The following is a 21,578-nucleotide window of genomic DNA, read 5'->3' as shown; positions in this document are numbered from 1 at the left end:
TGTAGGAGCCGGCTTCAGCCGCGATGAGGCCGGCACAGGCGCTGCTTAACCCGGGTTGATCACAAGTTGGCAAGCACATTGCATTCCTGTGAGGAAAGTAAGTTTCCCATGCGGAATTAGTGCCCCTCACCCAGGAGTGATCACCCATGTTGCCAGCAGAAACCCAGCGCACCCTCGACCAGTACGGCATCAAGTATGTGTTGGCGCAGTTCGTCGATATCCACGGTTCGGCGAAGACCAAGTCGGTGCCGGTATCGGGCCTCAAGATGGTGGCTGAAGACGGCGCCGGCTTTGCCGGGTTTGCCATCTGCGGCATGGGCATGGAGCCCCATGGCCCGGATTTCATGGCCCGTGGCGACTTGTCTACGCTGATCCCGGTGCCGTGGCAGCCGGGCTATGGCCGGGTGGTGTGCGTGGGCCATGTCAACGGCCAGCCCTGGCCCTATGACAGCCGTTACGTTTTGCAGCAGCAGGTGCAGCGCCTGGCCGACAAGGGCTGGACCCTGAACACCGGCCTTGAGCCCGAGTTCAGCCTGTTCCGCCGCGACGAAGGCGGCAAGCTGCAGTTGGTGGACGCTTCCGACAACCTCGACAAGCCGTGCTACGACTACAAGGGCCTGTCGCGCTCGCGGCTGTTCCTGGAGCGCCTGACCGAGGCCCTGCAACCGGTCGGCTTCGACATCTACCAGATCGACCACGAAGACGCCAACGGCCAGTTCGAGATCAACTACACCTACAGCGACGCCATGGAGTCGGCCGACCGCTTCACCTTCTTCCGCATGGCCGCCGGCGAGATTGCCAACGACCTGGGCATGATCTGCTCGTTCATGCCCAAGCCCGACCCCAAGCGCGCCGGCAATGGCATGCACTTCCACCTGTCGCTGGCAAGCTCGACCAACAAGAACCTGTTCCACGACCCCTCCGACAGCAGCGGCATGGGCCTGTCGAAACTGGCCTACCACTTCGCCGCCGGCCTGCTGGCCCACGGCCCGGCGCTGTGTGCCTTCGCCGCACCCACGGTCAACTCGTACAAGCGCCTGGTGGTCGGCCGTTCGCTGTCCGGTGCCACCTGGGCCCCGGCCTTCGTTGCCTATGGCGCCAACAACCGCTCGGCGATGGTGCGCATCCCCTATGGCCGCCTGGAGTTCCGCCTGCCAGACGCCGGCTGCAACCCGTACCTGGTCACCGCCGCGATCATCGCCGCCGGCCTCGATGGCATCGACCGCCAGCTGGAGCCGGGCGAGATGTGCAACGAGAACCTCTACAACCTGAGCCTGGAAGAGATCGCCGCACGCGGCATCAAGACCTTGCCGCAGTCGCTCAAGGAAGCCGCCGACGCGCTGGAGGCCGACCCGCTGTTCCGCGAGGTGCTCGGTGCCGAGATCGTCGACGAGTTCATCAAGCTCAAGCGCATGGAGTGGGTGGAGTACAGCCGCCACGTCTCCGACTGGGAAATCCAGCGCTACACCGAGTTTTTCTGAGCTGCAAGCTTCAAGCCTCGAGCTGCAAGAGAAAGGCAGTGCGCGGCTAACACAAAACCCCCGTTCAACACGGACAACTTGCAGCTTGCCGCTTACAGCTTGCTGCCGAACGTAGTGAGGCCCTTTTATGTGTGGAATCGTAGGTCTGTACCTGAAAAAGCCGGAGTTGGAAGCCCAGCTCGGCAAGCTCTTCGAACCCATGCTCGAAGCCATGACCGACCGTGGCCCGGACAGCGCCGGCTTCGCCATCTACGGTGACGAAGTGGCCGATGGCTGGGTCAAGCTGACCCTCCAGGCGACGCACATCAACTACCCCTGGGCGGCGCTGATGGGCCAGCTGGAAGGGCGCCTGGGCTGTTCGTTGGACTGGTTCCAGAACGCCAGCGCGGCGGTACTCAAGGTGCACACCAGCGAGACCGCGGCCCGCCTGGCCCTGAGCGAACTGGCCCCTGAGGTGCGCATCATGAGCGCCGGGCAGAGCATCGAGATCCTCAAGGGCATGGGCCTGCCGGCGGAAATCTCCAGCCGCTTCGGCCTGGCCGGCATGAAGGGCAGCCACATCATCGGCCATACCCGCATGGCCACCGAAAGCGCCGTGACCATGGAAGGCAGCCACCCGTTCTCCACCGGCGCCGACCTGTGCCTGGTGCACAACGGCTCGCTGTCCAACCACTTCCGCCTGCGCCAGGAGCTCAAGCGCGAAGGCATCAGCTTCGAGACCGACAACGACAGCGAGGTGGCAGCCGGCTACCTGACCTGGCGCCTTCAGCAAGGCGACACCTTGGCCCAGGCCCTGGTGGGTGCGCTGGAAGACCTGGACGGCTTCTTCACCTTCGCCATCGGCACCCGCAACGGCTTTGCCGTGATCCGCGACCCGATTGCCTGCAAGCCTGCCGTGTTGGCCGAAACCGACGATTACGTGGCCATGGCCTCCGAGTACCAGGCCCTGGCCAGCCTGCCGGGCATCGACAAGGCCAGGGTCTGGGAGCCGGCGCCGGCCACCCTGTACGTCTGGGAACGCGAAAGCGCCTGACCCTCAGCGAATCACTGGAGACATTCATGAAGACGATCGACCTTTCCAGCGCCTCGGTGCGCGTACTCAACCAGTCCCTGCATGGCGACGTGCAAGACCACGAATGGCGGGTGACCCACCCCGACGGCAAGCACAACCTTGCCGTGGGCATCAACGCCGCCGTGGCGGTGGATATCGAAGGCCATGCCGGCTACTACTGCGCCGGCATGAACCAGCAGGCCAGCGTCACCGTGCACGGCAACGTCGGCGTGGGCGTGGCCGAGAACATGATGTCTGGCTCGGTGCGGGTCAAGGGCAGTGCCTCCCAGGCCGCTGGCGCCACCGCCCATGGCGGGTTGCTGGTGATCGAGGGTGATGCTGGCGCGCGCTGCGGCATCTCGATGAAGGGCGTGGACATCGTGGTCGGCGGCAGCATCGGCCACATGAGCTGCTTCATGGGCCAGGCCGGGCGTTTGGTCGTCTGTGGCGATGCCGGCGATGCACTGGGCGATTCGCTGTACGAGGTGCGTATCTACGTCAAGGGTTCGGTGCAGTCGCTGGGCTCGGACTGCATCGAGAAAGAGATGCGCGCCGAGCACCTGCAAGAGCTGCAGGAGCTGTTGAACAAGGCCGGCCTTGCGCACAAGGCCGCCGATTTCAAACGCTACGGTTCGGCCCGCCAGCTGTACAACTTCAAAGTCGACAACGCCAGCGCGTACTGATCCAGGAGCATTCCCATGAGCGAGCAATTCCCCCCGGTACTGCGTGAGTCGGCCACTTTCGATCGCCTGACCATCCAGGAAATCCAGCGTGCCGCCGAAACCGGCATCTACGACATCCGCGGCGGTGGCACCAAGCGCCGCGTGCCGCACTTCGACGACCTGCTGCTGCTCGGCGCCAGCGTGTCGCGCTACCCGCTGGAAGGCTACCGCGAAAAATGCGGCACCGACGTGGTGCTGGGCAACCGCTTTGCCAAGAAGCCGATCCACCTGAAGATCCCGGTGACCATCGCCGGCATGAGCTTCGGCGCCCTGTCGGCCAACGCCAAGGAGGCCCTGGGCCGTGGCGCGACCATTGCCGGCACCAGCACCACCACCGGCGACGGCGGCATGACCCCGGAAGAGCGCGGCCAGTCGCAGCACCTGGTGTACCAGTACCTGCCATCGCGCTATGGCATGAACCCCGATGACCTGCGCAAGGCCGACGCCATCGAGATCGTCCTCGGCCAGGGTGCCAAGCCGGGCGGCGGCGGCATGCTGCTGGGCATGAAGGTCACCGAGCGCGTCGCCGGCATGCGCACCTTGCCGATCGGTGTCGACCAGCGCAGCGCCTGCCGCCACCCGGACTGGACCGGCCCGGACGACCTGGCGATCAAGATTGCCGAGATCCGCGAAATCACCGACTGGGAAAAACCGATCTACGTGAAGATCGGCGCCAGCCGTCCGTACTACGACGTCAAGCTGGCGGTTAAGGCCGGCGCCGACGTGATCGTGCTCGACGGCATGCAGGGCGGCACCGCAGCCACCCAGGAAGTGTTCATCGAGCACGTCGGCATCCCGATCCTGCCGGCCATCCCGCAGGCGGTGCAGGCGCTGCAGGAGATGGGCATGCACCGCAAGGTGCAGCTGATCGTCTCCGGTGGCATCCGCAACGGGGCCGACGTGGCCAAGGCCATGGCCCTGGGCGCCGATGCCGTGGCGATCGGCACGGCGGCACTGATTGCCCTGGGCGACAACCACCCGCGGCTGGACAGCGAACTGAAGAAGATCGGCTCGGCAGCCGGCTTCTACGACGACTGGCAGAACGGCCGTGACCCGGCCGGCATCACCACCCAGGACCCGGAACTGGCCAAGCGCCTGAACCCGGAAGAGGCCGGCCGGCGCCTGGCCAACTACCTGCGGGTGCTGGTGCTGGAAGCGCAGACCATGGCCCGTGCCTGCGGCAAGTCGCACCTGCACAACCTCGACCCCGAGGACCTGGTGGCGCTGACCGTCGAGGCCGCCGCCATGGCCCGGGTGCCGCTGGCCGGCACCGCCTGGGTGCCGGGCCAGGCCCAGTACTGATCCACCTCGACACCGCCGGCCTTCGCGCCGGCGGTTTTAATTTGCACAGGAGTGACTCCATGAAGCTTGCCCTAGCTGTTGTGCTGTGCGCGTTGACGCCGTTGGCCTACGCCGCCGAACCTGCCCTGGATACGGGCAACACCGCCTGGATGATCTGCGCCGCGATGTTTGTGCTGATGATGTGTATCCCGGGCCTGGCGCTGTTTTATGGCGGCATGGTGCGGGCGAAGAACTTCCTTTCGGTGTTCACCCAGCTGTTCGCCGTGGCCGGGGTGATCGGCATCCTTTGGGTGCTGTTCGGCTACAGCCTGGTGGTGGACACCACCGGCATGGTCGAGGGGCAACTGACCTTCAACAGCTTCATCGGCGGGTTGGACAAGGCACTGATGCTCAACATCGGCCACGACAGCCTGGTCGGCACCATCCCGGAAGGGGTATTCGCGGTATTCCAGCTGACCTTCGCCATCATCACCCCGGCACTGATCGCCGGTGGTTTTGCCGAGCGCATGAAGTTCAGCGCCTCGCTGCTGTTCATGGCGGCCTGGTTCGTCCTGGTGTACGCGCCGATCGCCCATATGGTGTGGGGCGGGCCGGGGGCGCTGATGGTCAACTGGGGGGTGCTGGACTTTGCTGGCGGCACTGCGGTGCACATCAACTCCGGTGTAGCGGCATTGGCCGCCGCGTTGATGCTGGGCAAGCGCAAGGGTTACCCGCAGGTGGCCATGCCGCCGCACAACCTCGGCTTCACCCTGGTCGGCGCGGGGCTGCTGTGGGTCGGCTGGTTCGGCTTCAACGTAGGCTCCGGGCTCGCGGCCAACGAAGGGGCAGGGGTGGTGATGCTGGCGACCATGGTCGCGGCCTGTGCCGGGATTGTCGGCTGGTTGCTGACCGAGAAGGTCATGCATGGTCGGCCTACCGCGTTGGGTGCGGCCTCAGGGGCATTGGCCGGGCTGGTGGGGATCACGCCGGCCTGTGCGTTTGTCGGGCCGTTGGGTGCGGTGGTCATCGGCTTGCTAACGGGGGCGATCTGCTTCTTTGCCGTGACCCGCTTGAAGCAGGCGCTGGGGTATGACGACAGCCTGGATGTGTTCGGGCTGCATGGGGTTGGCGGGATGGTCGGGGCGGTGTTGACCGGGGTGTTTGCGGCGCCGGCGTTGGGCGGGTATGTAGAAGGGGCTTCACCGATCGGGCAGGCGCTGGTGCAGCTCAAGGGCGTGGCGTTCACCTTTGTTTATTGCTTCGTGGTGAGCTGGGCGATTCTTGGGGCGATCAAGCTGACTGTGGGGCTGCGGGCCAGCCGGGAAGAGGAAGAGCAGGGGCTGGACCTGGCTGAGCACAATGAGCGGGCTTATAACCTCTGAGTGATGTGTTGCCAGTCCCGGCCTCTTCGCGGGTGAACCCGCGAAGAGGCCGGTGCAAGTGAATCAGTGCCCCATGGCCAGCTTGGCACTGGTCTGCCGACGGCGATAGGCACTGTCACGGCTAGCCAGCCACCAGTACAGCGGCGAGGTCACAGCCAGTCCTACCAGCCACGACAGGTCAGCCCCGTTGATGTGCTCGGAGATCGGCCCGACGTACAGCGGCGTGTTCATGAAAGGAATCTGCACCACGATACCCACTGCATAGGCAATCAGCGCCTGCGGGTTGTAACGGCCGTAGATGCCGCCATCGACCTTGAAGATCGACTGGATATCGTAGTCACCCTTGTGGATGGCATAGAAGTCGATCAGGTTGATCGCCGTCCACGGCACCAGCACCACCAGCAGCACCAGCACCATGTCGACGAAGTGGCCGATGAAGTCGGCCGAGGCGAACACCGCCACCACGCAGCAGGCCGCCAGCACGATCAGCGACAGCACCGCGCGGCTTTTGGCAGTGGGAATCCAGCGGTAGGCGAAGGTCTGCACCAGGGTAATGATCGACAGCACCGCGCCATACAGGTTGAGGGCGTTGTGGCTGATCACGCTGAGCAGGAACAGCACCAGCATCACCGGGCCGAGGGTGCCGGTGGCCAGCTTGACCGCGTCCATGGTGTCTACGCCAGCCGGGATCGCCAGCACCGCCACGGCGCCGAAGATGAACGACAGGCTCGAACCCAGGGCCGAGCCCAGGTAGGTGGTCCAGAAGGTCGAGCTGACTTTCACGTCGGCCGGCAGGTAGCGCGAGTAGTCCGACACGTACGGGGCGAAGGCGATCTGCCACAGCGCCGCCAGCGATACGGTGGCCAGCCAGCCGGCCAGGTTGAAGCCGCCGCGGGTGAGGAAGTCGTCGCTCTGCACATGGCTGAAGATGTAGCCAAAGCCCACCACGATGCCGATGCCCAGCACCCAGGTGCCGATGCGGTTGAGCACGTGGATGAAGCGGTAGCCGATGATGCCGATGATGCCCGACCCCAGCGCACCGATGACGATGCCCACTGGCACCGGTACGGCCTCGACCACGCCATGCAGCGACTTGCCGGCGAGGACGATGTTGGAGGCGAAGAAGCCGATGTACATCACCCCGGCGATTACCACCACCAGCAACGCACCGAGGGTGCCGAACTGGGCGCGGCTCTGGATCATCTGCGGGATGCCCATCTGCGGGCCCTGGGCCGAGTGCAGCGCCATCAGCACGCCGCCGACCAGGTGGCCGACCAGGATGGCGACGATGCCCCACACCAGGTTCAGGTGAAACAGCTGCACGCCCAGCGCGCCGGTGACGATGGGCAGCGGCGCGATATTGCCGCCGAACCACAGTGTGAACAGATCCCTTACCTTTCCGTGGCGGTCTTCCGGTGGCACATAGCCGATCGTGTGTTTTTCTATGAGGGGTGCCGAATTGGCTGCACTGGTCATGACTGACTCCAAGGCAAGGTGGGGCATCGGGTGCTGCCCGGATGCGTGCCGGCGAAGGGCGACGCGTTCTTGTTGGAGCGATGATGCGGGGCGCGGGGATAACGAGAAATTAGTAAATATGTGCCCATAAACCTTAAAAAACCTAAGGCTGACAAAAGCTTAAGCGGTGGACGGTAGCAAGGACGGTGCCAGTTGGCGGGAGGGCCTGGGGTAGAGGGGTTTGCGGCCTCCCGCGCTAAAGAGGGTGAGCTGCACTGGTGCGTCGTGGGCATTAACAGTGCAGGTTGAAAATCTACATCGGCAGCACCCGGTCCTGGATCACGTCCTTCATCACCAAGGTCGAACTCAGGCGTTTCACATTGGGAATACTGGTCAGCTGCTCGTCATACAGCTTCTGAAACGCCGGCAAGTCCTTGGCCACCACATGCAGCAGGTAATCCGGGTCACCGAACAGCCGCTGGGCTTCGACGATCTGCGGTATCTCGCCCAGCGCTGCCTCGAAATCCGCCACCGGCTGGCGGGTTACCTCGCGCAGGGTGACGAACACCAGCGCGGCAAAATTCAGCCCCAAGGCGCTGGGCGCCAGGCGCGCGTGGTAGCCAAGGATGGCGCCGGACTCCTCCAGCGCCTTCAAGCGCCGATGGCAGGGCGACAGGCTGAGGCCGACGCGGTCGGCCAGCTCGGTCACCGAGAGGCGACCGTCTCTTTGCAGCTCGGCAAGGATCTTTCGGTCTGTTCTGTCCATTGAGAAGAATCTTCCAGAAAAGTTGCGTTAGGGGAAATATACGAAAGAAAATCCCCCGGTGGAATCCGTAGGCTTTCTTCACCTCCCCAACTGTGTGAAAGGAAGACTCAAGTGGCAATCAGCCTGCTGACGGCGTTCTGGGCCGTGTCGATGCTGTTCGTGATCACCCCTGGTGCCGACTGGGCCTATGCGATCTCCGCAGGGATGCGTGGGCGTTGGGTGATGCCTGCCGTGGCGGGCATGTTGTCGGGGCATTTTCTGGCCACCCTGGTGGTGGCGGCAGGGGTGGGCAGCCTGCTGGCGGGTCACCCGCTGGCGCTGACCTTGCTGACCCTGGCAGGGTGCAGCTACTTGCTGTGGTTGGGTGGCAACCTGTTGCTGAGCCCGGCATTACCGTCGGCCGGGCAGGATGGCGCAGGGGAGTCGGGCTCGCGCTGGGCGCTGAAGGGCTTTTGCGTCAGTGGCCTGAACCCCAAAGTTTTCCTGCTGTTCCTGGCCCTGTTACCGCAATTCACCGACCCGCAGTCGAGCTGGCCGGTGCCGGTGCAGATCTTGCTGCTGGGGCTGGTGCACCTGTGCAGCTCGCTGGTGATCTATTCGCTGGTAGGTTATGGCGCCAAAGCGGTGCTGAGCACTCGGCCGGGGGCGGCGAAGATGGTCGGGCGGGTGTCGGGGGTGGCGATGATTACCGTGGCCCTGGGTTTGATCGCCGGGCAATTGGGTTGAGTTCACTGGCCTCCTTGCCATGTGTGCTGCCGGTCCTCCTGCTCAAGGCCTTCGGGATGCACCCAGAATGCACGGCTGGCGGGGGGCTTATCGCATGAAGTGCACCTTGCCGGTATCGTCATTGCCCATGTAGATGCCATACACCCCGGCCTGGCGCTCAAGGATGTAGCGCTCGAGAATCTGCCGGATCGCCGGGTAATAGATTTCATCCCAGGGAATCTCGTCAGGTGCGAAGAACTTGTACGCCAGCGTCTCCGGCCCATACTGGCCGGTCTCTTCAGTGGCGATGGCGCGGAAGATGATGTACACCTCGGAGATTGTAGGCACGCTGAAGATCGAGTAGGGCGAGACGATGTCGGCGCGTACGCCGCTTTCTTCCCACACCTCGCGCAAGGCCGCCTGCTCGGTGGTCTCGCCAGCTTCCATGAACCCGGCCGGCAAAGTCCAGGTGCCGGGGCGCGGCGGTATGGCGCGCTGGCACAGCAGGTACTTGCCGTCGCGCTCGATGATGCAGCCGGCGATGATCTTCGGGTTGATGTAATGGATATAGCCGCAGCCGGGGCAGTGCAGGCGTTCGTGGGTGTCGCCGGTAGGAACGCCCCGGGCCAGTTCCGTGGTGCAGTGTGGGCAGTAGCGCGGGGCGTTGGGCATGGTCAGCGGCCTATGCGGGTTTTATATACGTGGATCCTTGATGGCCAGGGGCTCGACCATGTCGCGCACCTTGGTGTTGTCGTCCTGTTTCTGGCGCAGGTAGTCGAGGGCCACCTTGGCCGCAGCGCGCACGTGATCGACCGAGGCCTGGTGGGCCACCAGCGGGTCGCCGCCCTTGATCGCCTCGACGATCTTTTCCATTTCACGGTTGCTGGCGCCGCGGCGGTTTTCCTGCGACACCGAGGTGGCGCGCAGGTAGCTGATGCGTGCCTGCAGCTGGCGCAGCTGCTGGGCCGCCACCTGGTTGCCGGAGCCTTCCAGGAGCACGTCGTAGAAGCCTTGTACCGAGTCCAGCACCTGCTGCAGCTCGCCTTCCTCCAGGGCTTCGCGGTTGACCTCGAGCGCGCGCTCCAGGGCACGGATATCCTTGGCCTTGGCGTTGAGGGTGAACAGCTGCACGATCAGGCCTTCGAGCACGCAACGCAGCTCGTAGATGTCGCGGGCGTCTTCCAGGGTGATGATGGCCACGCGCGGGCCCTTGGCGTCGGCGAATTCCACCAGGCCTTCGGACTCCAGGTGGCGCAGGGCTTCACGGACCGAGGTGCGGCTGACGCCGAGGCGGTCGCAGAGGTCGCGCTCGACCAGGCGGTCGCCTGGCAGCAGGTGGAAATTCATGATCGCGCCGCGCAGCTTGTCGAGCACGATTTCGCGCAGGGTAACGGGGTTGCGGTTGACCTTGAAGCTGTCGTCGAGAGGCTGGCGTTTCATCAAGTGCGCTCTGAATGAGGCTGCCCGGCCGCCACCGCAATAGCACCCCGAACCATCGGTGCTCCTTGCGTGGGTTCGAACAGCCCGCGGTTAACGGGTTGACTCCGCATCGGCTTCAGCGAACGCTTCGCGGGCCAGGCGGAAGCTGTCCACCGCCGCGGGCACGCCGCAATAAATGCCGACCTGGAGCAGGATCTCGCGAATCTGTTCACGGCTCAGGCCATTACGCAATGCGCCGCGAATGTGCAACTTGAGCTCGTGGGGCCGGTTGAGCGCGGAAATCATGGCCAAGTTTATCATGCTGCGCTCTTTGAGCGAGAGGCCTTCGCGGCCCCAGACGTGGCCCCAGCAATACTCGGTGACCAGCTCCTGCAATGGCTTGGTGAACTCGTCGGCATTCTGGATCGAGCGGTTGACGTACTCCTCGCCCAGCACCTGGGTGCGGATCTGCAGGCCTTTCTCGTACTTTTCGTTGCTCATGCGCAGTACTCCGGAATAAAACAGGGGCCGCAACCGGGGGTGAGACGATTAGCGCGGCCCCTGAAAAAGGGGTGAAACGGGGGCTGCAAAGCAGCCCCGGCAGTCTCAAGCTCAGCCCAGCGGCGGCAGGGCGCCCAGCTTGCCTTTGTGGTAGACCATCGGTGTCACCGGCTCGGCCGGCAGCACCAGGTTCTTCACCGCGCCGACGATGATCGCGTGGTCACCGCCGTCGTACTCGCGCCACAGTTCGCACTCGATGATCGCCGTGGCCTTGGTCAGCAGCGGGTTACCCAGTTCGCTGAGTTGCCACTCGATGCCCTTGGCCTTGTCCTTGCCCTTGCCGGCAAAGGCATAGGCCTCGGCGGTCTGGTCGGCGGACAGCAGGTGAATGGCGAACTGCTTGCTGTCACGCAGGATCGGGTAGGTGTCCGAGGCGTAGTTGGGGCAGAACAGCACCAGCGCCGGCTCGATCGACAGCGCGCTGAACGCGCTGGCGGTGATGCCGACGATGCCGCCGTCGGCGTCCAGGGTGGTGACCACGGTGACGCCGGACGGGAACGAGCCCATCACGTCTTTGTAGATGCCTGGTTCGATCATCTCGTGCTACCTCTTAGCGCATCACAAACGGGTCGGGCATCGGCGCGGTGGACAGGTTGATCCACACGGTCTTCAGCTCGGTATAGGCCAGCACCGAATCGATGCCGCTCTCGCGGCCGTAGCCGCTGTTCTTGAAGCCGCCAATCGGCGCCATGGCCGACACGGCGCGGTAGGTATTGACCCAGATGATCCCCGAACGCACGTCGCGGGCCAGGCGGTGGGCACGGCCCAGGTCGCGGGTCCAGATGCCGGCGGCGAGGCCGAACTGCGAGTCGTTGGCGATGGCCAGGGCCTCTTCCTCGGTCTTGAAGCGGATCACCGCGGCGACCGGGCCGAACACCTCTTCCTGCATGATGGTCATCGAGTTGCTGTCGCACTCGAACAGGGTCGGCTCGTAGAACCAGCCATCACCCTCAACCTCGGCACGCTTGCCGCCCATGTGCAGCTTGGCGCCTTCGGCCTTGGCTGCAGCGACCAGGCCTTCGACCACCGCCAGCTGCTGTGCGGTGGCCATCGGGCCCATTTCGCTGGCATCGTCCTGCGGGTTGCCGATGCGGATGCGCTTGGCGCGGGCGACCAGGCGCTCGACGAACTCGTCGAAGATCTCGTCCTGTACCAGCAGGCGCGAGCCGGCCACGCAGCTTTGGCCGGAGGCGGCATAGATGCCGGCCACGGCGCCGTTGATGGCACTGTCCAGGTCGGCGTCGGCGAAGATGATGTTCGGCGACTTGCCGCCCAGTTCCAGCGACAGCTTGGCAAAGTTCTCGGCACTGCTGCGCACCACGTGGCGGGCCGTGGCGGCGCCGCCGGTGAAGGCGATCTTGCGCACCAGCGGGTGGCGGGTCAGCGCCGCGCCGGTGCTTGGGCCGTAGCCGGTGACCACGTTGACCACGCCCGCCGGGAAGCCGGCTTCGAGGGCCAGGCGAGCCAGCTCGAGGATGGTCGCCGAGGCATGCTCGGACGGCTTGAGGACGATGGTGTTGCCGGCGGCCAGGGCCGGCGCCAGCTTGATTGCGGTCAGGTACAGCGGGCTGTTCCACGGGATGATCCCGGCCACCACGCCGATTGGCTCGTGCACGGTGTAGGCGAACAGGTCCGGCTTGTCCAGCGGCAGGGTGCCGCCTTCGAGCTTGTCGGCCAGGCCCGCGGTGTAGTGGAAGAACTCCGGCAGGTAACCGACCTGGCCGCGGGTTTCGCGGATCAGCTTGCCGTTGTCGCGGCTTTCCAGCTGGGCCAGGTGTTCCTTGTTCTCGGTAATCAGGTCACCCAGGCGACGCAGCAGCTTGCCGCGCGCAGTGGCGCTGATGCTGCGCCACTCCTTGCTCTCGAAGGCACGCTGGGCGGCCTGTACGGCCAGCTCGACATCGGCTTCGTCGGCGTCGGGCAGTTGCGCCCAGGCCTGGGCAGTGGCCGGGTTGAGGCTGTCGAAGGTCTTGCCGCTCTGGGCATCGAGCCATTGGCCGTCGATGCACATCTGGAAACGAACGAGGGTCATGCAACAATCCCCTTGGCGGATTCGGTGAGGGTGCGGGCGTGGGCGAGGAAGTCCAGGAGCATCTTGTTGACTTCACGCGGTGCTTCCACGGGCATCATATGCCGTTGCTCGGCGAGGACCACGCTTTGTGCGCCAGGAATGCTGGCGGCGAGCTGGCGGGTCATGGCCGGGGTGGAGCCCGAGTCGAGTTCGCCGGTGGCGATCAGCGTCGGCACCTGGATGCTGCCCAGGTCGCCGGCGCGGTACATGTCCTGGGTGGCGAACAGCGAATAAGTGGTGTGGTAACCCTGCGGGTCGTTGTTCGCCAGCACCTGGCGAATGGCGGCGACCTGCGCCGGGTTGGCAGCCTTGTATTCACGGCTGAACCAGCGGTCGAGGGCGGCGTCGACGTTGGCGTCGGGGCCGAGCTGCGCAGCCTGGGCGGCGCGGGCGATAACGCCGGCACTCTGCTCGGGGGTGCGGTTGAACACGCTGTTGAGCACTACCAGGGCAGCCAGGCGCTGCGGGTAGTTGAGGGCGAATGCACGGGCGACCAGGCCACCCATGGAGAAACCGATCACGGTGGCCTGTGGAATCTGCAGGTGGTCGAGCAGTTCGGCGAGCTGGTCGGCGTAGCCTTCCAGTGGTGTGTCTGCAGCCGGCACGCGGCTCTGGCCGTGGCCGAGCATGTCGTAGGTGATGACGCGGTAGTCGTTGGCCAGGCCAACGATCTGCCCGCCCCACATTTCCTTGTTCAGGCCCACGCCGTGGATCAGTACCACGGGTTGGCCCTGGCCGACGGACAGGTAGCTGGTGCCGGCAGGTGTACGTTCAGCGACAGGCTGAATCATGGAGGGCGCTCCTTGAAGGTCGGGCGCGGCGGGTAAGCACGCCACGCCCCGGCCCGTCTTGGTTGTTGTTATTGAGCGTTGGCTTTTTCGGCAGCCAGTTCTTCCAGGTCGATGTAGCGGTTGCCGATGCGCGGGTGCAGGCGGCCGCCGTCGGCAGCGCCCAGGACCACGACGATTTCATCGGCGCGCGGGGCGTCTTCGATCTGCATTTCCAGGGTGATGTAGTGCGAGCGCAGGCCTTCGTCGTCCTTCTGCATCATCGGGATCTGGATCGAGGTGCCTGGGCCGCCGCGCTTGTTGGTGAAGCTCAGGTAGCTCTTGGCCTGTACCGCTTCGCGGTAGTGGTTGCCGAAGCGCAGGGTGTGGATCACCGCCGAGGCGTGTTCGATCTCGCCGTCGGCGCCGACCACGGCAGCTTTACCGTAGGCTTCGATCTTGTCGGCACCGCCGATGGCAGCGGTCAGGCGCTCGACCATCAGGGCCCCCAGCTCCGAGCAGTTGGCGCGGATTTCCGGCTTCAGATCTTCAACGAAACCGCGACCGGCCCATGGGTTCTTGATCACAACGGCCAGGCCGACCATGGTCACCGGCTTGTCGGTGGCCTTGCCGCCTTCGATGCGGGTCTCTTCGGAGTAGGTGACGATCTTGCGGATTTCGAAACTCATGGGTGGCTCCTGGTGAGGGTTATCAGCTCTTGTTGTCTGATGGTATACCATAATATTTGTTGTGCAAGAGGTGGCAGGAAATTTCTCTTGCTAGGGGACGAAAGGTGGCCTGATGCCTTGATTTTTGCGGTGTCTGTACTGGCCCAGGCGGTCACCCACTTAAAAAAAAGCCCGCTCACGCGGGCCACAGGGGCCCACGAGAGCGGGCGTGTCCCGCAATGACTCAGGCAATGGGAATTCAGGCGAACGCCGGCACCACTTCCTTGATGAACAGCTCGAGCGACTTCTTCTTCTCGGCGTGGGGCAGGCTGTTGTCGCACCAGAAGCTGAACTCGTCGACACCGAGCTCCTGGTAGTACTTGATGCGGGCGATGATCTCTTCCGGGGTGCCGATCATGGTGTTCTTGCGGATGTTCTCCAGCTGGAACGCCGGCACTTCGGCGAACTTCGACTCCGGGCTCGGCTCGAGGAAGCCGTTGACCGGGGTGGTCTTGTTGCCGAACCAGGCATCGAAGGTGCGGTAGAAGCGCGAGATGGCCTGGGCGCCGATTTTCCAGCCATCAGGCTCGGACGGGCTGTGCACGTGGGTGTGGCGCAGCACCATCAGTTGTGGGCGCGGCACTTCAGGGTTGTTGTCGAGGGCGGCCTGGAACTTGTTCTTCAGGTCCAGCACTTCCTCGTCGCCCTTCATCAATGGGGTGACCATGACGTTGCAGCCATTGGCCACGGCGAAGTTGTGCGAGTCCGGGTCGCGGGCGGCGATCCACATCGGCGGGGTGGCGTTGAACGGCTTCGGCACGCTGGTGGAGGTGGGGAACTTGTAGACTTCGCCATCATGGGCGTAGTCGCCTTCCCACAGTTTGCGCACCACCGGCACCATTTCGCGCAGGGCCTTGCCGCCGTCGGTGGCCGGCATGCCGCCTGCCATGCGGTCGAACTCGAACTGGTAGGCGCCACGGGCCAGGCCCACTTCCATGCGGCCGTTGCTGATCACGTCGAGCAGGGCGCATTCGCCGGCAACCCGGATCGGGTTCCAGAACGGCGCGATGATGGTGCCGGCACCCAAGCGGATCTTCTCGGTGCGTGCAGCCAGGTAGGCCAGCAGCGGCATCGGGCTAGGCGAGATGGTGTATTCCATGGCGTGGTGTTCGCCGATCCACACGGTGCTGAAACCGCCGTGCTCGGCCATCAGGGTCAGTTCGGTCAGGTCTTCGAACAGCTGGCGGTGGCTGACCTGTTCATCCCAACGTTCCATGTGCACGAACAACGAAAATTTCATGGGGCTTTCCTCAACGCTTGAAAGTTTCTGGCGCCGGGCAGGGGCGGTGCCAGGTGTCTCGATTCAGAATAGGCTTCAGGCAAACGCCGGCAGGCTGGCCATCTTGCCGCGGCAGTAGACCATTGGTCGTGGGGCTTCTTCAGGGACGATCAGGTTGTGTACCTTGCCGACCATGATGGCGTGGTCGCCACCTTCATATTCGCGCCACAGTTCGCATTCGATGACGGCGGTGGCGCCGGCCAGGATCGGGTTGCCCAGTGCGCTCAGGGTCCATTCGATGCCGGCGGCCTTGTCCTTGCCCTTCTTGGCGAACGCATAGGCTTCGGCCTGTTGTTCACCGGAGAGCAGGTGAATGGCGAAGCGCTTGTTCTTGATCAGGACCGGGTAGGAGTCGGAGGTATAGTTGGGGCAGAACAGCACCAGCGGCGGGTCCATCGACAGGGAGGAGAAGGCGCTGGCGGTCAGGCCGACGACCGAGCCGTCGTCGTCCAGGGTGGTGATAACGGTCACGCCGGACGGGAAGGAGCCCAGGACGTTCTTGTAGATGCTTGCGTCGATCATCTGGTGTACCTCTAAAGGGCTGCGGTGGTCCGCGGTTTTTATCGTTGATGTGTCTGATGGTATACCGTAATACCTATTTTGCAAGCGGAATTTTCAGCCCTGGTTTTTCACGATGAACGGCTCAAGGCCACGTAAACCGTGGGCTTGAGCCGTGAGGCGGTTTGTCGCAGGGGTTATGCGAGGAGATCAGCGGGCGTTTTTTCCTACGGATCAGTGTTGTCAAAAGCTTGGAATACCATAATATGGTCCGCAGCTGAGAGGCCGCCTAGATGCGGTTTCCTTACAACGATAAAAACGACCTTTCGAGCTGAATCCTATGTCCCAACCGTCGTCGCAACACCAGTTTGTCGAGAATCACACGGTCGATTACGTTCCACCTGCCGAGCGCCATGGGAAGGCGCGTGACCTGTTCACCCTCTGGTTCAGTACCAACATCGCGCCACTGCCTATCGTCACCGGCGCCATGGTGGTCCAGGTGTTCCACCTGAACCTGTTGTGGGGGCTGATCGCAATCGTGCTGGGGCATCTCATCGGGGGCGTGTTCATTGCCCTGGCCTCTGCGCAGGGACCGCAGCTGGGCATTCCGCAGATGGTCCAGAGCCGTGGCCAGTTCGGCCGGTATGGCGCGCTGCTGATCGTGTTCTTCACCGCGCTGATCTATGTCGGCTTCTTCATTTCCAACATCGTCCTGGCGGGCAAGACCATCCACGGCATTGCCCCCAGCATGCCGATGCCAGGCGCGATCGTGATCGGCGCCCTGAGTGCGACGGCTATCGGTGTGATCGGCTACCGCTTCATCCACATCCTCAACCGCATCGGCACCTGGGTGATGGGTTCGGCACTGCTGGCCGGTTTCATCATGATGTTCGTCCAGGAGCTGCCGGCCGACTTCTTCAGCCGTGGCGCGTTCAACCTGTCGGGTTTCATTGCCACCGTGTCGCTGGGCATCATCTGGCAGATCAGCTTCTCGCCGTACACCTCCGACTACTCGCGCTACCTGCCGCGTGAAGTGGGCATCGCCAAGCCGTTCTGGGCGACCTACTTCGGCGCCACCCTGGGCACCATCCTGTGCTTCAGCTTTGGTGCGATTGCGGTGCTGTGCGTGCCGGAAGGCACCGATGCGATGGATGCGGTCAAGCAGGCCACCGGCTGGCTGGGCCCGATCCTGATGGTGCTGTTCCTGCTCAACATCATCAGCCACAACGCCCTCAACCTGTATGGCGCAGTGCTGTCGATCGTCACCGCAATCCAGACCTTCATTGCCGAGTGGACGCCAAGCATCAAGGTGCGGGTGATCCTGGCTACGGTGATCCTGGTAGGCTGCGGGATGGTCGCGCTGAATGCGTCGGCGGGCTTCATCGGCCAGTTCATCGGCCTGATCCTGGCGCTGCTGCTGGTGCTGGTGCCGTGGGCTTCGATCAACCTGATCGACTTCTACCTGATCAAGAAGGGCCAGTACGACATCGCGTCGATCTTCCGCGCTGATGGCGGCATCTATGGCCGCTTCAATCACCACGCGATCATTGCCTATGCCTGCGGCATCCTGGTGCAGCTGCCGTTTGCCAACACATCGCTGTATGTGGGGCCGTACTCGAACATCGTCGAAGGGGCTGACCTGTCGTGGCTGTTCGGTTTGCTGGTGACGGTGCCGCTGTATTACTGCCTGGCGACGCGCGGCAAGGCTGCCGAGCAGGCGGGGCGGGTTGTAAGCGTCAACGACTGATAGATAGTTGTTGCTGTGACAGGGGCTGCTTTGCAGCCCATCGCAGGCAAGCCAGCTCCCACAGGATTACACATAGCCCTAGGCTTGCGCCGTACCTGTGGGAGCTGGCTTGCCTGCGATGGGCCGCAAAGCGGCCCCAGCTGTTTTGGATCAGACCTTGAACTGCGCCACCATGCCATTCAGGTCCACGGCAAGGCGCGACAGGTCCTGCGCCGCCGCACTGGTCTGGTTCGCCCCCGCCGACGTCTGCATCGCCAGATCGCGAATGTTCACCAGGTTGCGGTCCACCTCCCGCGCCACCTGTGCCTGCTCCTCGGAAGCACTGGCGATCACCAGGTTGCGCTGGTTGATCGAGGCGATCGCCTCGGCAATCACTTCCAGCGCCTGGCCAGCACCTTGCGCCACTTCCAGCGTGCCGTTCGCCCGGCCGCGGCTGCTGTGCATCGCCGACACTGCCCGCTCGGTACCGTTCTGGATGCCGGCGATCATCTGCTCGATCTCTGCCGTCGACTGCTGGGTCCGGTGGGCGAGGGCGCGCACTTCATCGGCCACCACGGCAAAGCCGCGGCCTGCTTCACCTGCGCGTGCGGCTTCGATGGCAGCGTTGAGCGCCAGCAGGTTGGTCTGCCCGGCAATCGCGCCAATCACGTCCAGCACGCGGCTGATCTCGTTGGCGTTGCTGGCCAGCTGCTCGATCTCGGTGGAAGTGCCTGTCACGTCATTGACCAGATGCTGGAGCGAGGCCAGGGCCTGGTTGACCTGGTCACGACCATCGCGGGTAGTGCGGTCGGCGCCTTGGGAGGCATCGGCCGTGCTCACCGCGTTGTTCGCCACTTCTTCCACTGCGGCGGTCATCTGGTTGACGGCGGTTGCGGCCTGGTCGATTTCCGCGCTCTGCTGGTGCAGGCCGCGGCTGGTGTCTTCGGTCACGGTGTGCAGCTCCTCCGAGGCCGAGGCCAACTGGTCGGAGGAAGCGGCGATCTTGCGCAAAGTGTCGCGCAGGCTGTCCTGCATGCGGCTCAAGGCGCGCAGCAACAGGGCCGGTTCATCACGGCCGACGACACGGATGTCCTGGGTCAGGTCGCCGGTAGCTACACGCTCGGCCACAGCAACTGCATCGGCCAGCGGCATCACGATACTGCGGGTGAGCACGGTGGCGATGGCGGCCAGGGCGAGCATGATGATCACCAGCGAGGCGATGATGGCGGTGAAGGCTTCATCGGCCACATCGCTGCTGCGCTGCGAGGCATCCTCGGCGCCTTTGCCGTTGTAGGCAATCAGTGCGGTCATGGCTTTCATCATGGTGTCGGCGTACTGGGTGAGCGGGCCGCTAATCTGCTGCTTGGCCTGGTCCATGCGACCGGCAGCGATATCCTGCACTACGCGTGACTGCAGTTCGAGGTATTGCTGGTGGGCAGCTTTGAAGGCGTTGAACAGGGCGCGGTCATCCGCAGCGATGATGGTGTCCTCGTAATCCTTCAGGCCACTGCCGAGCTGCTCGTTGATGCCCTTGAGCATGTCGATGTTGCGCGCACGCTCGCCGGTGTTGTCATCCAGCGCAGCGCGCAGGGTGACGGCGCGGGCGCGGCCGAGGTTGGTGCTGATTTCACCGAGAGCAACCACGGCGGGCATCCAGGTGACACGGATTTCGTCCGTGGCCGCGTCCATCTGCCGGGTTTCATAGATTGCGATAAGGCCCATGGCCAGGACCAATGCGCCCAACAGGGCGAAAACGCTGGTCGCGCGGGTGCCGATCTTCATATTCCGTAACTGCATGGAATGCTCCTTGACGTTGGCGTGCAGGCGTCAAGAGCATGGGCGGGTGGCCGGGCCACCAGGGAATGGCGCCAGGCTCTCGATGCGCTGCGGATTTAAGTGTGTGCCTCACCCTCATGTATGCTTTTTTGATTTCGATGATGCCATATGGCCATCAATATTGACCAGCCATTCAATGTAACAACATCTTCTGAAATATCCGTCATTCTTTGACGGATCTGTCAGGACTTTGCAGTCAAAGGATCACCAGCAGCGGCGGGGCCCCTGCGCTACCAGGTCAGAATGTTCCAGCCTGTTGCCGCCGATAGGCCCCGGGCTGCACCCCCATGGCCTTGGCAAACGCCCGGGTAAAGGCCGCTACCGACTGGTACCCCACCTGCACCGCCACCTGTTCCACGGTATTGCCCGCCTTCAGCAACCGGCACGCGTGGCGCATGCGCAGCGCCAACAGCACTTGCCCCGGCGACTGCCCGGCCAGCTCATTGAAGCGCTTGAAGAACGCCGAGCGCGACAACCCGGTGCAGGCCGCCATGCTCTCCAGCGTCCAGGCCTGCCCAGGCTGCTCGATCAACTGCTCCAGCAACCCGGCAAACGCCGGCTGGCGGGCGAGGGCGACCAGTCCGCCCAGCGATTGCCCCCCGTGCACCTGCTGGCGCAGCACATACAGAAACAGCAGTTGGGTCAGGCGCTCCAGCATGGTTTGCGAGGGCGAGCGCTGGCACTCCTCCAGAATCAGCCCGAACAACGCCCGCGCCGCATGGCCGGCCGGCTCATCGGCGCGCAGCACGATCCAGTCGGCCAGCCCCTCGACGATCAATGACGACAACCCGGCGCGGAAGTCGAAAAACCCGCAGACCAGGCCCACCCCATCGCTCGCCGTCGCATCCAGCGCCTGCATCTGCTGGCGTGGCTGGTCGCAGGCGGTGATCGGGTCCTGGTCGCTGGATAGCCGATAGCTCAGGTCGCGCAGCAGGAACACGGCATCGCCGGCCGCCAGGCGCACGGCCTCGGCGTGGCCATCGAGGTGCAACCAGCAATGCCCTTGCACCACCAGGTGAAAGCTGGCGCGGCCCATGCCCTGGGTGCTGGCATGCCAGCCGCCGCAATAGCGGCCGACATGGAACAGGCTGGCGTCGAGTTCGAGGCCTTCTAATAACCAATCGACAAGATGGCTGGATGAAATCATCTAATGCAAAGACTCAGGAGCAAGGAAAGGCGACTGATGAATATGGAGGGTATTTCTTATAACCAACAGACTGTAGGCACACACATCGACAGGAGACCACTCCATGACCTCGCGCATTACTCTACACACTCTGCAGAGTGCCCCGGAAGCGGCCCGCCCATTCCTCGAAAATGCCCAGAAGAACTCCGGCTTCATTCCCAACCTGCTCGGCGTGCTGGCCAATGCCCCGGCGGCGCTGGAAACCTACGTCACTGTCTCGGCCCTGAACGGCAAATCCGAGCTGACCCTGGCCGAGCGTGAAGTGGTGCAATTGATTGCCGCGACCCAACACGGTTGCGACTTCTGCGTTGCCGGCCATACCGCCGTGGCCCTGAACAAGGCCAAGCTGCCCGCCGAGGTGGTCGACGCCCTGCGGGCTCGTGGCGAACTGCCAGATGCGCGCTACGAGACCCTGGCCGAATTCGCCCGTGAAGTTATTGCAACCCGCGGCAATGTCAGCGACGCCACCTACCAGGCGTTCCGCGCAGCCGGTTTCACCGAGGGCAACGCCCTGGAAGTGATTCTCGGCGTGAGTCTCGCAACCCTGTGCAACTTTGCTAATGTGTTCGCCCAGACGCCGCTCAACGACGAGCTGAGCAAGTACCGCTGGCTGCCAACTGCGTAATTGACGCCTGGCGCTGGTGGCGCCTGCGATTTCAAAAGG

General features: G+C 63.9%; 21 protein-coding genes. 8 read left to right on the top strand and 13 right to left on the bottom strand.

Annotated elements, in window-relative coordinates; genetic code table 11:
* Positions 1-146 precede the first annotated feature (146 nt).
* The 5 genes from glnT to F6X59_RS19620 all read left to right on the top strand — a co-directional run bounded on the left by glnT (position 147) and on the right by F6X59_RS19620 (position 5,917).
* A complete protein-coding gene (gene glnT, locus F6X59_RS19640) occupies positions 147-1,481 on the top strand; it encodes a type III glutamate--ammonia ligase (protein WP_152957688.1) in 1,335 nt (444 codons plus the stop codon).
* Between the two features lie 127 nt (positions 1,482-1,608).
* Entirely contained in the window at positions 1,609-2,514 is a 906-nt protein-coding gene (locus F6X59_RS19635) for a glutamine amidotransferase family protein (protein ID WP_152957687.1), read from the top strand.
* Positions 2,515-2,540: 26 nt separating this feature from the next.
* On the top strand, positions 2,541-3,215 hold the full coding sequence (locus F6X59_RS19630; protein WP_152957686.1) for a protein glxC: 675 nt from the start codon (positions 2,541-2,543) through the stop codon (positions 3,213-3,215).
* Positions 3,216-3,230: 15 nt separating this feature from the next.
* A complete protein-coding gene (locus F6X59_RS19625) occupies positions 3,231-4,556 on the top strand; it encodes an FMN-binding glutamate synthase family protein (protein ID WP_016715698.1) in 1,326 nt (441 codons plus the stop codon).
* Between the two features lie 59 nt (positions 4,557-4,615).
* Positions 4,616-5,917, top strand: a complete 1,302-nt coding sequence (locus F6X59_RS19620) for an ammonium transporter (RefSeq protein ID WP_152957685.1) — start codon at positions 4,616-4,618, stop codon at positions 5,915-5,917.
* Between the two features lie 63 nt (positions 5,918-5,980).
* Here the strand turns inward: F6X59_RS19620 and F6X59_RS19615 are convergent, their stop codons facing one another.
* Together F6X59_RS19615 and F6X59_RS19610 are read right to left on the bottom strand one after the other, a co-directional pair.
* Complete coding sequence (locus F6X59_RS19615; protein WP_152957684.1) at positions 5,981-7,393, bottom strand: cytosine permease; 1,413 nt, start codon at positions 7,391-7,393, stop codon at positions 5,981-5,983.
* Positions 7,394-7,685: 292 nt separating this feature from the next.
* On the bottom strand, positions 7,686-8,138 hold the full coding sequence (locus F6X59_RS19610) for an Lrp/AsnC family transcriptional regulator (protein WP_152957683.1): 453 nt from the start codon (positions 8,136-8,138) through the stop codon (positions 7,686-7,688).
* Positions 8,139-8,249: 111 nt separating this feature from the next.
* Here F6X59_RS19610 and F6X59_RS19605 point away from each other — a divergent pair, with 111 nt between their 5' ends.
* Positions 8,250-8,864: a LysE family translocator gene (locus tag F6X59_RS19605; protein WP_346651937.1), complete on the top strand. Its 615-nt coding sequence runs from the start codon at positions 8,250-8,252 to the stop codon at positions 8,862-8,864.
* Positions 8,865-8,951: 87 nt separating this feature from the next.
* Here F6X59_RS19605 and F6X59_RS19600 read toward each other — a convergent pair whose 3' ends face one another.
* The 9 genes from F6X59_RS19600 to F6X59_RS19560 all read right to left on the bottom strand — a co-directional run bounded on the left by F6X59_RS19600 (position 8,952) and on the right by F6X59_RS19560 (position 16,190).
* Complete coding sequence (locus tag F6X59_RS19600; RefSeq protein ID WP_152957682.1) at positions 8,952-9,515, bottom strand: NUDIX hydrolase; 564 nt, start codon at positions 9,513-9,515, stop codon at positions 8,952-8,954.
* A gap of 21 nt (positions 9,516-9,536) precedes the next feature.
* Positions 9,537-10,283: a GntR family transcriptional regulator gene (locus F6X59_RS19595; protein WP_152957681.1), complete on the bottom strand. Its 747-nt coding sequence runs from the start codon at positions 10,281-10,283 to the stop codon at positions 9,537-9,539.
* A gap of 90 nt (positions 10,284-10,373) precedes the next feature.
* Positions 10,374-10,763: a carboxymuconolactone decarboxylase family protein gene (locus F6X59_RS19590; protein ID WP_152957680.1), complete on the bottom strand. Its 390-nt coding sequence runs from the start codon at positions 10,761-10,763 to the stop codon at positions 10,374-10,376.
* A gap of 111 nt (positions 10,764-10,874) precedes the next feature.
* Positions 10,875-11,360 carry a flavin reductase family protein gene (locus tag F6X59_RS19585; protein WP_152957679.1) on the bottom strand — a complete coding sequence of 162 codons (486 nt, stop codon included), beginning with the start codon at positions 11,358-11,360 and terminating at the stop codon, positions 10,875-10,877.
* Positions 11,361-11,373: 13 nt separating this feature from the next.
* Positions 11,374-12,855 carry an aldehyde dehydrogenase gene (locus tag F6X59_RS19580; protein ID WP_152957678.1) on the bottom strand — a complete coding sequence of 494 codons (1,482 nt, stop codon included), beginning with the start codon at positions 12,853-12,855 and terminating at the stop codon, positions 11,374-11,376.
* Positions 12,852-13,685: an alpha/beta fold hydrolase gene (locus tag F6X59_RS19575; RefSeq protein WP_152957677.1), complete on the bottom strand. Its 834-nt coding sequence runs from the start codon at positions 13,683-13,685 to the stop codon at positions 12,852-12,854. Before F6X59_RS19575 ends, F6X59_RS19580 begins: the two co-directional genes overlap by 4 nt.
* A 68-nt stretch (positions 13,686-13,753) precedes the next feature.
* Positions 13,754-14,350, bottom strand: coding sequence for an amino acid synthesis family protein (locus F6X59_RS19570; protein ID WP_003256068.1), 597 nt, complete (start codon positions 14,348-14,350; stop codon positions 13,754-13,756).
* 238 nt (positions 14,351-14,588) lie between these two features.
* Complete coding sequence (locus tag F6X59_RS19565) at positions 14,589-15,629, bottom strand: LLM class flavin-dependent oxidoreductase (RefSeq protein WP_152957676.1); 1,041 nt, start codon at positions 15,627-15,629, stop codon at positions 14,589-14,591.
* Positions 15,630-15,704: 75 nt separating this feature from the next.
* Positions 15,705-16,190 (bottom strand): flavin reductase family protein, encoded by a 486-nt coding sequence (locus F6X59_RS19560; RefSeq protein ID WP_152957675.1) that lies wholly within the window; start codon positions 16,188-16,190, stop codon positions 15,705-15,707.
* A 316-nt stretch (positions 16,191-16,506) separates the two neighbouring features.
* Here F6X59_RS19560 and F6X59_RS19555 point away from each other — a divergent pair, with 316 nt between their 5' ends.
* Positions 16,507-17,913 carry a cytosine permease gene (locus F6X59_RS19555; RefSeq protein WP_152957674.1) on the top strand — a complete coding sequence of 469 codons (1,407 nt, stop codon included), beginning with the start codon at positions 16,507-16,509 and terminating at the stop codon, positions 17,911-17,913.
* Between the two features lie 150 nt (positions 17,914-18,063).
* On the opposite strand, the gene F6X59_RS19550 is transcribed toward F6X59_RS19555, so the two are convergent.
* Both F6X59_RS19550 and F6X59_RS19545 read right to left on the bottom strand, forming a co-directional pair.
* Positions 18,064-19,689, bottom strand: a complete 1,626-nt coding sequence (locus tag F6X59_RS19550) for a methyl-accepting chemotaxis protein (protein ID WP_152957673.1) — start codon at positions 19,687-19,689, stop codon at positions 18,064-18,066.
* Positions 19,690-19,966: 277 nt separating this feature from the next.
* Positions 19,967-20,875, bottom strand: a complete 909-nt coding sequence (locus tag F6X59_RS19545) for an AraC family transcriptional regulator (RefSeq protein WP_152957672.1) — start codon at positions 20,873-20,875, stop codon at positions 19,967-19,969.
* Positions 20,876-20,978: 103 nt separating this feature from the next.
* Between F6X59_RS19545 and F6X59_RS19540 the strand changes: the two genes are divergently transcribed.
* Complete coding sequence (locus F6X59_RS19540; protein WP_152957671.1) at positions 20,979-21,539, top strand: carboxymuconolactone decarboxylase family protein; 561 nt, start codon at positions 20,979-20,981, stop codon at positions 21,537-21,539.
* Positions 21,540-21,578 lie beyond the last annotated feature (39 nt).

The sequence above is a fragment of the Pseudomonas sp. MN1F genome (genome assembly GCF_009391885.1).
Classification (GTDB): domain Bacteria; phylum Pseudomonadota; class Gammaproteobacteria; order Pseudomonadales; family Pseudomonadaceae; genus Aquipseudomonas.
The sequence above is the reverse complement of the archived record's forward strand: the minus strand, read 5'-3'. Positions and strand labels throughout refer to the sequence as shown.

Excerpts from the sequence above, each read along its gene's own strand:
- F6X59_RS19555 (WP_152957674.1), top strand. The coding sequence starts at position 16,507 with ATGTCCCAACCGTCGTCGCAACACCAGTTTGTCGAGAATCACACGGTC.
- F6X59_RS19590 (WP_152957680.1), bottom strand. The coding sequence starts at position 10,763 with ATGAGCAACGAAAAGTACGAGAAAGGCCTGCAGATCCGCACCCAGGTG.
- F6X59_RS19550 (WP_152957673.1), bottom strand. The coding sequence starts at position 19,689 with ATGCAGTTACGGAATATGAAGATCGGCACCCGCGCGACCAGCGTTTTC.
- F6X59_RS19540 (WP_152957671.1), top strand. The coding sequence starts at position 20,979 with ATGACCTCGCGCATTACTCTACACACTCTGCAGAGTGCCCCGGAAGCG.
- F6X59_RS19575 (WP_152957677.1), bottom strand. The coding sequence starts at position 13,685 with ATGATTCAGCCTGTCGCTGAACGTACACCTGCCGGCACCAGCTACCTG.
- F6X59_RS19560 (WP_152957675.1), bottom strand. The coding sequence starts at position 16,190 with ATGATCGACGCAAGCATCTACAAGAACGTCCTGGGCTCCTTCCCGTCC.
- F6X59_RS19625 (WP_016715698.1), top strand. The coding sequence starts at position 3,231 with ATGAGCGAGCAATTCCCCCCGGTACTGCGTGAGTCGGCCACTTTCGAT.
- F6X59_RS19610 (WP_152957683.1), bottom strand. The coding sequence starts at position 8,138 with ATGGACAGAACAGACCGAAAGATCCTTGCCGAGCTGCAAAGAGACGGT.
- F6X59_RS19620 (WP_152957685.1), top strand. The coding sequence starts at position 4,616 with ATGAAGCTTGCCCTAGCTGTTGTGCTGTGCGCGTTGACGCCGTTGGCC.
- F6X59_RS19595 (WP_152957681.1), bottom strand. The coding sequence starts at position 10,283 with ATGAAACGCCAGCCTCTCGACGACAGCTTCAAGGTCAACCGCAACCCC.
- F6X59_RS19600 (WP_152957682.1), bottom strand. The coding sequence starts at position 9,515 with ATGCCCAACGCCCCGCGCTACTGCCCACACTGCACCACGGAACTGGCC.
- F6X59_RS19630 (WP_152957686.1), top strand. The coding sequence starts at position 2,541 with ATGAAGACGATCGACCTTTCCAGCGCCTCGGTGCGCGTACTCAACCAG.
- F6X59_RS19615 (WP_152957684.1), bottom strand. The coding sequence starts at position 7,393 with ATGACCAGTGCAGCCAATTCGGCACCCCTCATAGAAAAACACACGATC.
- glnT (WP_152957688.1), top strand. The coding sequence starts at position 147 with ATGTTGCCAGCAGAAACCCAGCGCACCCTCGACCAGTACGGCATCAAG.
- F6X59_RS19635 (WP_152957687.1), top strand. The coding sequence starts at position 1,609 with ATGTGTGGAATCGTAGGTCTGTACCTGAAAAAGCCGGAGTTGGAAGCC.
- F6X59_RS19585 (WP_152957679.1), bottom strand. The coding sequence starts at position 11,360 with ATGATCGAACCAGGCATCTACAAAGACGTGATGGGCTCGTTCCCGTCC.
- F6X59_RS19580 (WP_152957678.1), bottom strand. The coding sequence starts at position 12,855 with ATGACCCTCGTTCGTTTCCAGATGTGCATCGACGGCCAATGGCTCGAT.
- F6X59_RS19570 (WP_003256068.1), bottom strand. The coding sequence starts at position 14,350 with ATGAGTTTCGAAATCCGCAAGATCGTCACCTACTCCGAAGAGACCCGC.
- F6X59_RS19565 (WP_152957676.1), bottom strand. The coding sequence starts at position 15,629 with ATGAAATTTTCGTTGTTCGTGCACATGGAACGTTGGGATGAACAGGTC.
- F6X59_RS19545 (WP_152957672.1), bottom strand. The coding sequence starts at position 20,875 with ATGATTTCATCCAGCCATCTTGTCGATTGGTTATTAGAAGGCCTCGAA.